This is a genomic window from Catellatospora sichuanensis (assembly GCF_007483665.1).
GTDB classification, from domain to species: Bacteria; Actinomycetota; Actinomycetes; order Mycobacteriales; family Micromonosporaceae; genus Catellatospora; species Catellatospora sichuanensis.
In genome coordinates this window covers 236844-250274 of sequence record NZ_VIQO01000010.1, presented here as the reverse complement: position 1 = coordinate 250274, position 13431 = coordinate 236844, and the positions used below count along the sequence as shown (strand labels likewise).

At 73.2% G+C, this 13431-nt stretch carries 12 protein-coding genes; 8 read left to right on the top strand and 4 right to left on the bottom strand.

Translation table 11 applies throughout. The features are described from left to right. Position 1: 1 nt before the first annotated feature. From FLL47_RS21155 to FLL47_RS21130, 6 genes are all read left to right on the top strand, one after another. Positions 2-940 carry a DapH/DapD/GlmU-related protein gene (locus FLL47_RS21155; protein WP_144122262.1) on the top strand — a complete coding sequence of 313 codons (939 nt, stop codon included), beginning with the start codon at positions 2-4 and terminating at the stop codon, positions 938-940. 39 nt (positions 941-979) lie between these two features. Beyond that, a complete protein-coding gene (locus tag FLL47_RS21150; protein WP_144122261.1) occupies positions 980-1945 on the top strand; it encodes a hypothetical protein in 966 nt (321 codons plus the stop codon). Beyond that, positions 1942-3504, top strand: a complete 1563-nt coding sequence (locus tag FLL47_RS21145; RefSeq protein ID WP_144122260.1) for a hypothetical protein — start codon at positions 1942-1944, stop codon at positions 3502-3504. Before FLL47_RS21150 ends, FLL47_RS21145 begins: the two co-directional genes overlap by 4 nt. After that, the gene (locus FLL47_RS21140) at positions 3501-4787 is read left to right on the top strand and encodes an AAA family ATPase (RefSeq protein ID WP_144122259.1); all 1287 of its coding nucleotides are present in this window, start codon (positions 3501-3503) and stop codon (positions 4785-4787) included. The genes FLL47_RS21145 and FLL47_RS21140 overlap by 4 nt, the downstream gene beginning before the upstream one ends. Before the next feature lie 64 nt (positions 4788-4851). Then, a complete protein-coding gene (locus FLL47_RS21135) occupies positions 4852-6216 on the top strand; it encodes a hypothetical protein (RefSeq protein ID WP_144122258.1) in 1365 nt (454 codons plus the stop codon). Between the two features lie 196 nt (positions 6217-6412). Further along, the gene (locus FLL47_RS21130; RefSeq protein ID WP_144122257.1) at positions 6413-7768 is read left to right on the top strand and encodes a hypothetical protein; all 1356 of its coding nucleotides are present in this window, start codon (positions 6413-6415) and stop codon (positions 7766-7768) included. Between the two features lie 4 nt (positions 7769-7772). Here FLL47_RS21130 and dapC read toward each other — a convergent pair whose 3' ends face one another. Together dapC and fdxA are read right to left on the bottom strand one after the other, a co-directional pair. Further along, positions 7773-8876, bottom strand: coding sequence for a succinyldiaminopimelate transaminase (dapC, locus tag FLL47_RS21125; RefSeq protein WP_246158373.1), 1104 nt, complete (start codon positions 8874-8876; stop codon positions 7773-7775). After that, positions 8873-9199 (bottom strand): ferredoxin, encoded by a 327-nt coding sequence (gene fdxA / locus FLL47_RS21120; protein WP_155374515.1) that lies wholly within the window; start codon positions 9197-9199, stop codon positions 8873-8875. The genes dapC and fdxA overlap by 4 nt, the downstream gene beginning before the upstream one ends. 106 nt (positions 9200-9305) lie before the next feature. Here fdxA and FLL47_RS21115 point away from each other — a divergent pair, with 106 nt between their 5' ends. Both FLL47_RS21115 and FLL47_RS21110 read left to right on the top strand, forming a co-directional pair. Continuing rightward, complete coding sequence (locus FLL47_RS21115; protein ID WP_144122255.1) at positions 9306-10256, top strand: GNAT family N-acetyltransferase; 951 nt, start codon at positions 9306-9308, stop codon at positions 10254-10256. Between the two features lie 34 nt (positions 10257-10290). Further along, complete coding sequence (locus tag FLL47_RS21110; protein ID WP_144122254.1) at positions 10291-11121, top strand: hypothetical protein; 831 nt, start codon at positions 10291-10293, stop codon at positions 11119-11121. Between the two features lie 119 nt (positions 11122-11240). Here FLL47_RS21110 and FLL47_RS21105 read toward each other — a convergent pair whose 3' ends face one another. Both FLL47_RS21105 and FLL47_RS21100 read right to left on the bottom strand, forming a co-directional pair. Beyond that, positions 11241-11690, bottom strand: a complete 450-nt coding sequence (locus FLL47_RS21105) for a hypothetical protein (RefSeq protein WP_144122253.1) — start codon at positions 11688-11690, stop codon at positions 11241-11243. A gap of 10 nt (positions 11691-11700) precedes the next feature. Beyond that, positions 11701-13413, bottom strand: coding sequence for a VanW family protein (locus FLL47_RS21100; protein ID WP_246158344.1), 1713 nt, complete (start codon positions 13411-13413; stop codon positions 11701-11703). Positions 13414-13431 lie beyond the last annotated feature (18 nt).

Genomic DNA, 13431 nt, shown 5'->3' with positions numbered 1-13431 from the left:
CGTGAGCAGCACACGTTCCGACCGGCCCGCCTGGGGCTTCGGTCTCGCCACCGTCAGCGGCGACCAGACGCTGGAGGTGTGGTATCCCACCGGCCAGCTCGGCCTCGACATCTGCGGCATCTCCGCGCTCGACCTCAAGGGCGCCGAGCCCGCCCTGCCCGGCCTGCGGATCGCGCGGGTGCACACGGTCATCCCCACGCTGGCCGAGCCGCCGCGCGACACCGCCGACGCGTACCTGCGCCTGCACCTGCTCTCCAACCGGCTCATCCAGCCGCATCAGGCCAACCTCGACGGCATCTTCGGGCTGCTGCCGAACAACGCCTGGACCTCCGCGGGCGTCTGCCCGCCGGACCGCGTCGACGAGCTGCGCCTGATCGAGCGCGCCGCCGGCCGCCACCTCGCCGTGTACGGCGTGGACAAGTTCCCCCGCATGACCGACTACGTCGTGCCGCCGGGCGTGCGCATCGCCGACGCCGACCGGGTGCGCCTCGGCGCGCACCTGGCCTCCGGCACCACGGTCATGCAGAAGGGCTTCGTCAACTTCAACGCCGGCACGCTGGGCACCTCCATGGTCGAGGGCAGCATCTCCGCGGGCGTCGTCGTCGGCGAGGGCTCCGACATCGGCGCGGGCGCGTCCATCATGGGCACCCTGTCCGGCGGCGGCAAGGAGACCATCAGCGTCGGGCAGCGCAGCCTGGTCGGCGCGAACGCCGGCATCGGCATCTCGCTCGGTGACGACTGCGTGGTCGAGGCCGGCTGCTACGTCACCGCGGGCACCAAGGTCACCCTGGTCGCCACCGGCGAGGTGGTGAAGGCGCTGACCCTGTCCGGCGCGTCCAACGTGCTGTTCCTGCGCAACTCGGTGACCGGCGCGGTGGAGGCCCGGCCGCGCAGCGGCACCGGCATCGTGCTCAACGCGGCACTGCACGCCAACGACTGACCTCGCCCAGCTGGGAGGCACGCACTTGGAGGTGCTGGCTTGGACCCGCGACGGATAGCCGGGCTGCTCGACGCGCCCGGCTGCCGTCGCCGGCAGGCCCTGGACGCGGCGCAGGTCGATCTCGGGCTGCTGGCCGAGGCCATCGGCGCGCCGCCGGGCGGGCAGAGCCCGTACGCCCGGGAGCGGGACGGGACCTTCACGCACCTGGCCACGGCCCGGCTGCCCGAGCTGGTCGGACGGCACCTCGGCATCGACTGCGAGGCCGCCGTCGAGACGTCGGAGCTGCCGGTCGGCGCGGGCCTGTGGGTGTGGCGCGAGCCGAAGCTGCGCCTGCGCGACCTGCCGGTCACCCCCGAGCGGATCGTGCTGGCCGGTGACGGCACGCTGCTGCACCCGGTCGAGATCAGGTCGTACGCCTGCCTGGACGGTCACGCCGACCCGGCCAAGGTCGCCGGCACCGCCCGCGAGCTGGCCGTGGTCGTGGCCGCGCTGCGGCAGGCCGCACCCGTGCCGGAGCGCGTCAGCAGCCGCTGCCTGCTGGTGCTGCCGCGCAACTTCGGCCTCGCCCCGGTCGGCACCCTGCTCGACGTCGCGCCACAGGTACGCCGCCTGGGCTGGTCACTGGACCGGCTCGACGCCGTCGATCTGCCGGCCCGGCTGCGCCTTCCCGACCTGGGTGGACAAGCGCTGGTCAACGCGCTGGCCGCGGTCGACGCGCGGTTCGGCGACGGCTGCCCGAGCTGTCCGATGTACACGCACTGCCGCCAGGACGCCGAACGCACCGGCACGGTCGCCCGCGCGGGTGGGGCGGCGGCGAACCTGTGCGGCCCCGTCGGCACGGCCGTGCACGCGCTGGCCCTGGCCCACGGCGAGCGCTCCCCGTCCGGCGAGGCGGAGCAGGCCATCGCGGACGAGCTGGCGCGCGCCGCGGCGGCGTACGGCTGGGCGGTCGGTGGTTCCGGCGTCGCCACGGGCCCCGGCCCGGCCGGAGGGAGCGCCCGATGAGCCTCGACGTCTACCAGCGGCTGCTGGCGCTGTCCCGGGCCCGTGCCGTGCCTGCGGCCTCCCGCGCCCACCGGCATTTGTCCCCGCGACCCTGGCTGCTGACCGGCTACCACCTGGCCGGGGAGCCGTCCGCGCCGGTCGCGATCCGTTACGGCTCCTTCCGCGACTCCCCCAAGCTGCTCACCGTGGCCGAGCCACGGGACCGGGCGCTGCGCTTCGCCGCGCTCGGCGGCCTGGCCCGCGACCTGGCCACCTACCTGAGCCGCTACACGGTCACCGAGCCCGTGGTGCGGGCCACCGGCAGCGGCCGCGAACTGGAGGTGGACCACTGCTGCGTGGACGCCCCGCAGCTGGTCGTGCCCAACGAGGCCACCGCGCACTGGGTCGGCCTGCTCGGGCAGTACCTGCGCACCCTCGACGACCCGGTGCTCGCCGCCGCCGGGGCGCACCTGGGCTGGATCGCCTCACGCCGCCACCTGCCCGGCTCCAGCGTGCTGCTCACCGCAACCGACCTGCTCACCGCGCACTGGCGCACCGGCCAGCTGCCCACCGAGGACGGGCACCTGGGCCGGCTGCTGGCCTGGATCGAGCCGCCCGCCGGAGCCGACGCCTGGCAGGCCGCGCGCGACGCCGAGGCGATGCCGCCGGCCGGGCCCGCCAGCGACCCGTCCTGGGACCAGGTCGTGCTGCGCCCGGCCCTGGAACGGGCCAAGCAGCAGGGCGACGTACGGCGGCTCAAACTGGCCGCCGCCGAGGTGCTCGACGGGGCCTGGCGCGACACCTGGGCGGCGATCGACCTGGTGCGGATGCTGCCGCCCGGCGAGCACGTGGCCAAACGCTGGGAGTCCGACCGCTGGTCGTGGACCCGGCACCGGGAACGGGTGCTCGCGGGCACGGTGTCGTTCAGCGCGCGGCTGTCCGACGTGCCCGCATACCGCTTCCTGCACGAGCTGGAGACCCGCACGGCCGCCCTGGAACGGCAGATGGCGCTGGACGATCCGCTGGTCATGGCCCGTTACCTGGCCACCGGCGAAGCCGTCGCCGGGGTCGTTTTCAAGCGCGACCCCGAGCACACGGTCGTCAACTCCGGCGGCCGCTCGGTGCTGCGGCCCCTGCTGTGGGTGCGCACCGCGGCCGCGTTCGACCGGCCCGCGGGCACCGAGCTGTGGTGGGGCAAGGTCGGCATGGTGGTGCGCGGATCCACCGACGACACCGTCGAACTGATGGTGACCAGCGGCGCGGTGACCCGGCCCAAGCTGAACCTGCTGCCCGACACCGACGCCGAGGTGGTGCTGGCCCCGTTCGGCCCGTTGCAGTACTTCCCCGACAACCTGCCCGACGAGCTGCCCTGGCCCACCCGGTCGTCGCGCCCGAAGCCCGCACCCGAACCGGAGCAGGACGACGACCTGGACACCGACCTCGCACCCGCCGCCCCGGCTGCCGCAGCCGTCGACCTCGGTGGCACGCCGGGCCGCGTCCCCGGGCCGCGTGCCGATCCGGGCGACGGCGTCCCCGCAGGCGGCACGGCTGCCCCGGGTGAGCCGCGAGGAGCACTGTGAGCAGCGCCGGAGCACGGCATGAGGCCGCCATCGAGGAGGTCTGGGACCGGGTACGCGGCACCGACCGGGCCGTCGTCGTCGACTCGCCGCCCGGCGCGGGCAAGTCCACGCTGGTCCGGGAACTCGCGAAACGCCTGGTGGCCGTGGGTGAGCACGTGCCTATCGTGGTGCAGACCAACGACCAGGCCGACGACCTGGTGATCGCGCTGGCCGGGGCCGGACTGTCCACCGGCCGCCTGCACGGCCAGGAATGGACACCACCGACCGGCTGGCCGCGGACCAAGGTGCGCACCGGTACCAAGCTCGGCGAGCTGGGCGGCTGCGACGTCATCGTGGGCACCGCCGCGAAGTGGGCCTTCGTCAAGGCCGACGAGCGGACCTGGCCGCTGGGCGTCATCGACGAGGCGTACCAGATGTCGGCGGCGGCGCTGGTGCGCGTCGGGCACCTGTTCGACCGGCTGCTGCTGGTCGGCGACCCGGGGCAGCTCGCCCCGTTCACCGTCGCCGACGAGCACTCGGTGCGCTCGCTCGCCACCTGGCCGCTGGACACCGCGGCGGGCACGCTGCTGCGCCACCACCCGGACACCCCCGTCATCCCGCTGCCGGTGAGCTGGCGACTCGCCCCGCACACCGCGCCGGTGATCTCCGACGCGTTCTACACCCGCGCGTTCACCGCCGGAGCCGCGCCGACCGACCGGCGGCTCGAACTGGCCAGCCTCGCGCACCCCGCACTGGCACACGCCGCCGAGCACGGCTGGGCCCTGCTGGAACTGCCCGCCGCGCACGTGCCGCGTACCGACCCGGCCCTGGTCGCGACGCTGGCCGACCTGGTGCATCAGCTCGTCACCGCGGATGTGTCCACGGTGGACCCGTCCGGGCCGCGACCGCTCAGCCGGGCCGACGTGGCCGTCGGGGTGGTGCACCGGGACCAGAAGGCGCACGTGGAAGCCGCGTTGCAGCGCCGGGGAGTCACCGGGGTCACCGTCGACACGGCCAACCGGCTGCAGGGGCGGCAGTACGAGGTGGTGCTGGCCTGGCATCCGCTGAGCGGGCGGCGCGACGCCAGCGCCTTCCACCTGGAGGCGGGACGGCTGTGCGTGCTGGCCTCCCGGCACCGGCAGGCGTGCGTCGTGGTGAGCCGGGCCGGGGTCGAAGAGCAGCTGCACGCGTACCCGGCGGCGGAGCCGGTCTGGCTCGGCACGGATCCGCCGCAGGTCGACGGCTGGGAGGCCAACCGGGCCTTCCTGGAACGCCTGGCCCCGCACCGCATCACGGCCCGCTGACGGGGCAGCCGCGATGGCGGCCGGTGGTTAGAGTCTGCCCACCTGACGGGGCGGAGGAACAGGCGTGTCCGAGTATCCGTTGCTCATCATCGCGGCCGTGGTGATCATCGCGCTGGTGGTCGCCGCCCACGAGCAGGTCGGGCCACCGCGGATCAGACGGTTCGCGACCCGGCACGGGCTGGACCTCACCCCGGAACGGGCCGCGTCCGTCGAGCGCTACCTGCGGCTGACCCGGCGGCACCGGGCCTTCACCGTGTTCCTCGGCTGCGCGGTCCCGCTGATCTGGCTCCTGCCCGAGCAGCGTTTCGCCATCGAGACCATGCCGGTGCTGGTGGGCTGGCTGCTCGGCGCATCCTGGGCCGAGCTGGCGGCGGGCACCGCGACACCGGCCGGGGAACCCATGACCGTGCCGGCCTGGCTGCGCCGGACGCCCGGCATCGTCGCCGCCGTCGCACCGGTCTCCACCGCCCTGGCGCTGTGGGCCGGCGTCGGGCACCCCGGGGAGATCGTCGGCTGGGGCATCGGAGCGCTGCTCACGTGCGTGTTCGTCACCGCGACGGTGCAGCACGTCTGGCGCCGCCGCCCGCTCGTCGACACGGACCGTGCGGTGGACCTGGCGGCCCGCGCACATGCCACCGCGGCGGTGACCGCGGTCGGTCTGGTGCTCGCCGTGCACTGCCTGCTGCGCCAGCTCGACAACGTGCAAGCCGAGCTGGGCGGGCAGACCGCGCTGGCGACCGCCACCGTCGGCACCGTCCTGGGGTTCGGCATCATGCTCATCGGCGTCCTGATCTGGTTGGCCGCCGTGCCCGGCAGGTCCACCCGCCTGCTCGCCGTCACCACGGCCCTGCTGCTGGTGTTCTCCGCCGCCTGGCTCGGCCGGACCGTGCTCCGCGACCGGCCGCCGTACGGGCCGCAGGAGCTGCGCCCGAACGCGACCATCCGGCTGACGGACCGCGCGCACTTCGACGCCGACGCGGCGGCGCTCGGCCTCACCGGCACCGTCAACACGGCGGCCGTCGAGGGCGAGCGGGCCTTTGTCGGCCGGATCGACGTCGCCGCGCCGCCCCAGGTCCCGGAAGACAGCCAGTACCTGATCGTCGTCATCGACAGGCGGCACAACCGGGCGGTGTACGCGCTGTACGGCGGCGAGGGCAACGGCTGGGGCGACCCCGGCGACCTGCCCGACCGTTATGACTGGCTCTCCGCGCTCGCCCTCGGCCCGGCAGCGCAGGACGGCGATTTCTGGGCGGAGCGCCCCACCGCGGTGCACACCCGCGCCACCGGTGGGCCGATGCGCATCACGTTCTTCGGCAACGTCCCCGACGGAGCAGGGCTGCGAAGTTCGCACCTGCTCGTCGCACTGATCTTCAAAGGGCCGCGGAACCAGTTCCACTGGGCGGTGCAGGTGCCGGTCAGCGCGGCCTGAAAAGGATCAGGCCGGCAGGCGTGCACCGGCCCGCCCCTCACCGCTGCCGGCCAGGGCCGCGGCGATGGCGGCGGACCGTTACATTCGGCCCACCGTCCGGACGGAAGGTCAGGCGAGCGTCGTGGTCCGCTGACGGGGCGGCTGCGGTGGCGGCCGAACGCTAGAGTCCTGCCCACTACGGGGTGGAGGAGCAGGCGTGGCCGAGGTGTCTGTGATCGTTTTCGCGGCGGTGGCTGTCGCCGTGCTGATCATCGCGATCCGCGGCTGGGTGGGCCCGCCGCGGATTCTCGGCTTCGCGAACCGCCACGGGCTGGACCTCACCCAGGAACGGGCCGCCTCCGTCGAGCGCTATCTGCGGCTGATCCGGCGACGGCGGGTCTGGGGCCTCCTGCTCGGCATCGTGGTCCCGCTGATCTGGCTGCTGCCCGAGCAGCGGTTCGCCGTCCTGTTCGTGCCGCTGCTGGCCGGCTGGCTGCTCGGCGCGGCGTCGGCCGAACTGGCGGCGGGCACCGCGACCCGGACCGTGACCGCCGTTCCGGTCCCGGCGTGGCTGCGCCGTACGCCCCTCGTCGTCGCCGCCATCGCGCTCGTTTCCACCGCCTTGGCGCTGTCATCGGGCCTCGGAGACGGCGGGGAGATCGCCGCCTGGGGCGTGGGCGCGCTGGTCACCTGCGTGTTCGTCACCGCGACGGTGCAGCACGTCACGCGGCGTGCCCCGCTCGCCGACACGACCAGCGCGGTGGACCTGGCGGCGCGGGCGCACGCCGTCGCCTCGCTGACCACGGTCGGCCTGGTGCTCGCCATGCTCTGCCTGCTGCACCAAGCCGATCAGGTGCGTGCCGCGCTGAACGGCGAGACCGCGGAATGGGCGGGCGCCGTCGCCACCGGCTTGGCGCTCGGCGTGCTGTTCCTGGCGGCGGCACTGTGGAGCGAATCCGCGCCCGGCCGTCGGCTGCGGCTCGTGCCCTTCATCGCGATCGTCATGGTGACTGCCTCGGTGGCAGCGGTCGGCTTCGGCGCGTGGCGCGACCGCCCGCCGTACGAGCCCGAGGCGGTGCACCCCGTCGCCACGATCCGGCTGACCGACATGGAGCACTTCGACGCCGACGCCGCCGCCCTGGGCGTGTCCGGCCTCCACTCCACGCTCGGCCAAACCATTCTCGGTCGACTCGACGTCGCCACGCCGCAGCCGACGACGCGTGGGTACTACCAGCTCATCATGATCGACAGGCGGTACAACCGGGTCGTGCGCCGGTTCTACGGCCGGGACGGCGGCGGCTGGGGCGGTGACGCCCTGCGCGACGCCTGGAAGCGTTACCCCTGGCTGTCGGCACTGGCCCCGACCCCGCACGGCAACGCCGAGATCAGCTACCCGGACGGCATGGCAGTCGGCGTCCAGCCGGACGAGACGTCGACCGGTTTCGTCGGCACGCTCCCGCGTGACGAGCAGACCGGATTGAGGCCGTCCGCCCACCTGATGGTGGTACTGCTCTTCACCGGCCCGCAGGGTCAGCTCTACTGGGCGGTGGAGGTGCCGGTCACGGTGGCCTGACCGGTCAGGCGAGCCGGGCCACCGCCGTGCGCACCCGCTCGTCGGTGGCGGTGAGTGCCACCCGCACGTGCTTCGCGCCGCCGGGTCCGTAGATCGCCCCCGGCGCTACCAGCACACCCAGCTCGGCCAGCGCGTCCACGGTCGTCCAGCAGTCCTCGCTGCGGGTCGCCCACAGGTAGAGCCCGGCCTCGGAGTGCTCGATGGTGAACCCGGCGCCGAGCAGCGCCCCCCGCAGCAGCTCGCGGCGGGCGGCATAGCGGGCCCGCTGCTCGTCCACATGCGACTCGTCGGCCAGTGCCGCGATCATCGCGGCCTGCACCGGCGCGGGCATGATCATGCCCGCGTGCTTGCGCACCGCCAGCAGCTCGCCGACCAGCTCCGGGTCACCGGCGACGAAACCGGCCCGGTAACCGGCCAGGTTGGACCGCTTGGACAGCGAGTGCACCGCCAGCACCCCGGTGAAGTCGCCGTCGCACAGCGACAGCACCGAGACCGGCGTCGCGGTCCACGGCAGGGTCAGGTAACACTCGTCGCTGACCAGCACGGCTCCGGTGGCGCGGGCGTACGCGATCCAGGCGCGCAGTTCGGCCTCGGAGGCGACCCGGCCGTGCGGGTTGCCGGGCGAGTTGATCCAGATCAGGGCGGGGCGCTCCCCCGCGGGCGGGGTGTCGGCCCGCAGCACCCTGGCTCCGGCGAGCTGCACGCCGACCTCGTACGTCGGGTAGCAGACCTCGGGGATGACGACGGTGTCGCCCGCACCGACGCCGAGCAGCGTCGGCAGCCAGGCCACCAGCTCCTTGGAGCCGATCGTCGGCAGCACGCCGAACCCGGGCGCGGCGCCGCAGGAGCGCACGGTCCAGGCGGTGATCTCCTGCCGGAGTTCGGCGGTCCCCGCCGTCAGCGGGTAGCCGGGGGCGTCGGACGCCTCGGCCAGCGCCTTGCGGACGACCGCGGGCACCGGGTCGACGGGTGTGCCGATGGACAGGTCCACGATGCCGTCAGGGTGCGCCGCTGCCCGGCGCTTCGACGGCTCCAGCAGGTCCCAGGGAAAGTCCGGCAGGCCGGCGGAGACTCTCCGCCGGCCTGAACCGGAAACCGGCGTGCTCAGTGGTCGCCTTCCTTGGCGGGCTGGCCGGCCACGAACGGCGCGTCCGCGCTGATCTTTCCGATCTTCGAGGCGCCACCGGGCGAGCCGAGCTCGTTGAAGAACTCGTAGTTCGCGGTGGTGTAGTCGCGCCACTGCTCCGGCACGTCGTCCTCGTAGAAGATCGCCTCTACCGGGCAGACCGGCTCACAGGCACCGCAGTCGACGCACTCGTCCGGGTGGATGTAGAGCATGCGGTTGCCCTCGTAGATGCAGTCGACAGGGCACTCCTCGATGCAGGCCTTGTCGAGCACATCGACGCACGGCTCGGCGATGATGTAGGTCACGGGTCGTCCCTCCACGCACTCTCATACGGAACATGACAGTGCACGTTCCGCCGCTCCACGCGGCCAAGTCAAAGCCTAGTATCCGGGTGAGGGAGGTAGGTAGTCAGTGTTGGCTAAGAGTGATCTCGGGTCCCGCGTGGTGGTACGCAGATTCGCCGGAATCCGGGATGATCGCCCGCAGTTCACCGATGTGCTGGGCGATCTCACCGAGTTCGGGGACTCGTCTCTGACCGTCGCGACGTCCCACGGAATGGTCGTCGTACCGCTGGCCGAGGTGCACCGGGCCAAGGTCGTACCCGCCCGGCGCGGCCCGACCGCCCGCGAGATCGCGGCCCTGGAGCTGGCCGCCACCGAGGCCTGGCCGCCGCCGGTGGTCGAGGAGCTGGGCGCCTGGCGGCTGCGGGCGGCCGGCGGCTACACCGGCCGGGCCAACTCGGCGCTGCCGGTCGGCGACCCCGGCCTGCCGCTGCCCACAGCGCTGGACGCGGTCGTCGCCTTCTACCGCCGCCAGGGACTGCCCCCGCAGGTCGACGTGCCGCTGCCGCTGGCTGCCGGCGTACAGCGGGAGCTGATCAAGGCCGGTTGGCACGCCGAGTGCACCGTCGAGGTCCAGGTCTGCCCCCTTGACGAGCTGATCGCGGTGACGCCGCCCGGTGACGCGTTCGAGCTGAGCCCGACCATGTCGCCCGGCTTCCTGGCGATGGTGGCCGACGACCGGGGGCCGCTGCCCGAGGCCGCGGTGCACGTGCTGACCGCGGTCCCCGAGCTGGTGTTCGCCCAGCGGTACGACGACAGCGGCGCGCTGCTGGCCCGGGCCCGCGGCACCGTCACCGGCGACGGCCGCTGGCTGGGCGTCTTCGGCGTCGAGACGGCAGCCGCCGCACGTCGGCGCGGCCTGGCCCAGGAGGCGATGGGCGTGCTGGCCCGCTGGGCCGCGCAGCTCGGCGCGACCGACGCCTTCCTGCAGGTCGAGTCGCGCAACGCCCCGGCTCTGGCGATGTACGCCAAGCTCGGTTTCGTCCGCCACCACCACTACACCCGATACAAGCTGCGCTGAACACCACTGGACCGCCGGCGATACCCTCACCGGCGTGCAGCACCCCCTCGGCTCGAACCGGAAGTTCTGGGTGTCCCGGGGCCCGGTGCGCCGCCACCGCGGCCCCGACTCGTTGCCCACCCGGATCCTGACCGGCCTGGGGTGCGCCGGCTTCCTGCTGCTGTCGTGCTGCGGCTGCGGCGCCCTCTTCTACGGTGCGGAGGCGGCGCCCAGTCACATCGCGGGCGTCTCCGTGATCGGCAGCCTGTTGGCGCTCACCGGCGTCGCCTCCGTCGGGTACGGCTGGTGGCAGTGGCTCAGCCGGCGCGCGACGGTGCGGTGGGCCGAACGTGCGGGCGGGGCGGAGGTCGCGAACCGCACCGCGTGGCCCTGGGCGGCGCAGGACGGCACGACCGACCCGGTCACCGTCGTGTTCGCGGTGGACACCCACGCCGCCGGTCTGCCCGTCACGGTGGGCGAGATCCGGTGGGACGACGAGGTGACCGGTCTCGGCGGCGTGGTGGACGGGTCGGCGAGCGCCGGCGCTTTCGCGGTGCTGCGGTTGCCACGGGCGATGCCGTACTTGGCCGTGCAGCGCCGCCCGCAGCGCGCGCGGGGCGGGCGGGACGAGGACGCGTTCTGGGACGAATACCGCGTCGTCACCGAGGACCTCGAGCTGGCCGGCCGGCTGACCACCCCGCAGGCGCGCCGCGCGCACATGACCGGGCGGATCCCGCCGTGGGCTGTCGTCGGTGACGAGGTCTACACGGTGCGCGCGACCCGCCGCCCGGTCGGCCCGGCCACCGTCGAAGCTCTGGCGGCGCAGCTCGTGCAGGTGGCGGCGCTGCTCGGCGTCCCCGCAGCCGACCCACCGGGCGAGCGCTGACGCGCCCGGACGGCGGCTGTCAAGGGCCGCCGCACCCGCGGCCTTCCGCCGCGGACAGCAGGCGTTAAGAAGGGCACCTTCTACAACGCATAGCGATGTGAAGGTGCCCTTCCTTTGGGCTAGACGCGGCGGGGGTGGGCTTTGGCGCGCTCCGCGAAGAGCTTGAGCTGCCTGGCACGGTAGTCGGCGGCGAAGGCGATCAGGCCGACCATGCCCAGGCCGGTGCCGACGGCGAAGACCGCGGCGTAGACCCAGACCTGGTTGAAGAACGCGCCCGCGCCGTGTGCGAACGGGCCCTCGCCGGCCGCGAGCGGGCCGACGAAGATGCTCAACAGGCATGCGGCGAAGGCCGCGGCGCCGAGGTCGGCGACCACCCGCGACCACGGCCGCCGGCGGCCCCAGTACAGCGCCATCGCAAAGAACACGAACCCGATCACACCTAGTGCGACGAACCCCGCCGTGGCCTGCGTGTCCGGATCGTCAATGCCCTTGCCGACCCACCGGGCGACCACATTGACCACGAACAGCACGCCGGCGATCACGCCTACCGGCAGCCACCGCTCCTTCATCGAACCCTCCTCAGGGCTTGGCAGTCAGCGGCGGCTTCTTCGCCTCGCACACGAACTGTGGCTCAGCGTCATACCGCCAGGTGAACTTCTCCCGCTTGATCTCTTTACCGTCCTTGCGGAAGATACGCCAGGCGTCCTGAGTGAAACCTTGACTACCCCCAGTAGCGATGCAGGTGGGACCGTCCTCGAGAACGACCTTCTCCGGTTCCGTGATGTCGCGCTTGGGGTCGTACTGCGTGGTGACGCTGTCGTAGACCTTGGTCGACCACATGCTGACCGTCACCGAGCTGTCCGTGTACGAGGTGTCGATCAGCACGCCGTACGGGGTGGTGTTGGTGAACCTGAGGTCCAGCGTCGGGTACATGATGGTCGACTCGATGACCGCCGGGTACCGCGAGAAGTAGTACGAGTGCGGCTTGTGCTCGACGTCCTTCATGCCCGCGTAGTACGAGGCGTTGAAGATCGTCGTGGTGAACTGCGACGCGCCGCCGCCGACGCCGGGGACCAGCTTGCCGTCCATGATCACGGGCGCGTCGTGGTAGCCCTCGGCGTAGCCCCGGGGACCGGTGTGCCCGTTGAGCGAGAAGGTCTCCCCCGGCCGCACGATCGCGCCGTCGACCTCCTTCGCGATCTGCACGATGTTCTTGCTGCGCGGGCTGGTGAGCCCACCGGTGAAGTACGTCGTGAAGCTGGAGACCTGCTCCTTGATGCCCAGTTCGGCGAGGTCGCCGGTGGTCGTCGCGGGCTTCACGTCGGTGAGCCCGGCCGAGACGGCGCGATCGGCGCCCCGCTTGAGCACCGGCAGCAGGTCGCCGGCCAGCTTCGCGGTGTCGACCAGCGTGCCACCGCTGGCGGCCACGACCTGGGGCGCGCCACCGGAGCCGTCGATGGTGGCGTTCTTCGGCTGCACCTCGACCTTGGCCAGCTCCTTGCCCAGCGCCTTGCGCAGCTTCTTCTCGTCGACCCGGCTGGACAGCTCGCCCTTGGCGTCAGAGGAGATCACCAGGCTTGCCGCGATCGCCTTCGGCGACACGGTGACGACACCCTTGGGCGTGGTGACGGTGACCGGCGCGGACACCGCCGGCGTGGCCACCTCGGCGACCATCCGGTCGACGTCGTCCTTCGAGCTGGCCGGGTTCTTCTCCCCCAGCTTCACCTCGACCTCCCCGCGGCGCAGCCAGCCGTCGCGGACGGCGTCCGCGGCGTCGGCCGGGTCGAGTCCGCGGCCCGCCTTGGGGTACACCGGCTTCGGAGTGGTTCCATCGAAGGTGACCGCGGGCAGGGTCATCGCCGCACCGGACTGCTGCGCCACCGGTGCCAGCGCGGCCGCCAGCCGCGCCTCGTCGACGGAGACCACGGGCGCCACCTCGTCTCCGCCGAAGAGGGTGGCGAACGGGTTGTGGCCACGCGACACGGCCGCCGCGACGGTCGCGTCCACGTCGACCGCGAGGCCGACGTCCTGCGGCTGCACGGTGGCGGTCTTCTCGCCGATGCGTACGGTCAGCGGCGCGCCCAGCTGGTCGGCCTTGCCCGCCAGGCCGGTCCGCAGGGCGTCGGCGGCCTCGGCCGCGGTGCCGTCGATGGAGATGCCGAGCACCTTCGCGCCGCGGGGCACATCGGCGCTGAACGCGTGACCGGCGAAGGCGCCGGTCGCGGTGAGCGCGAGGACGGAAGCCAGGCCGGCGATCAGCCAGCGTCGGTGGGGAACGGGGGCGACGGACAAGACGGCACCTCATCATCA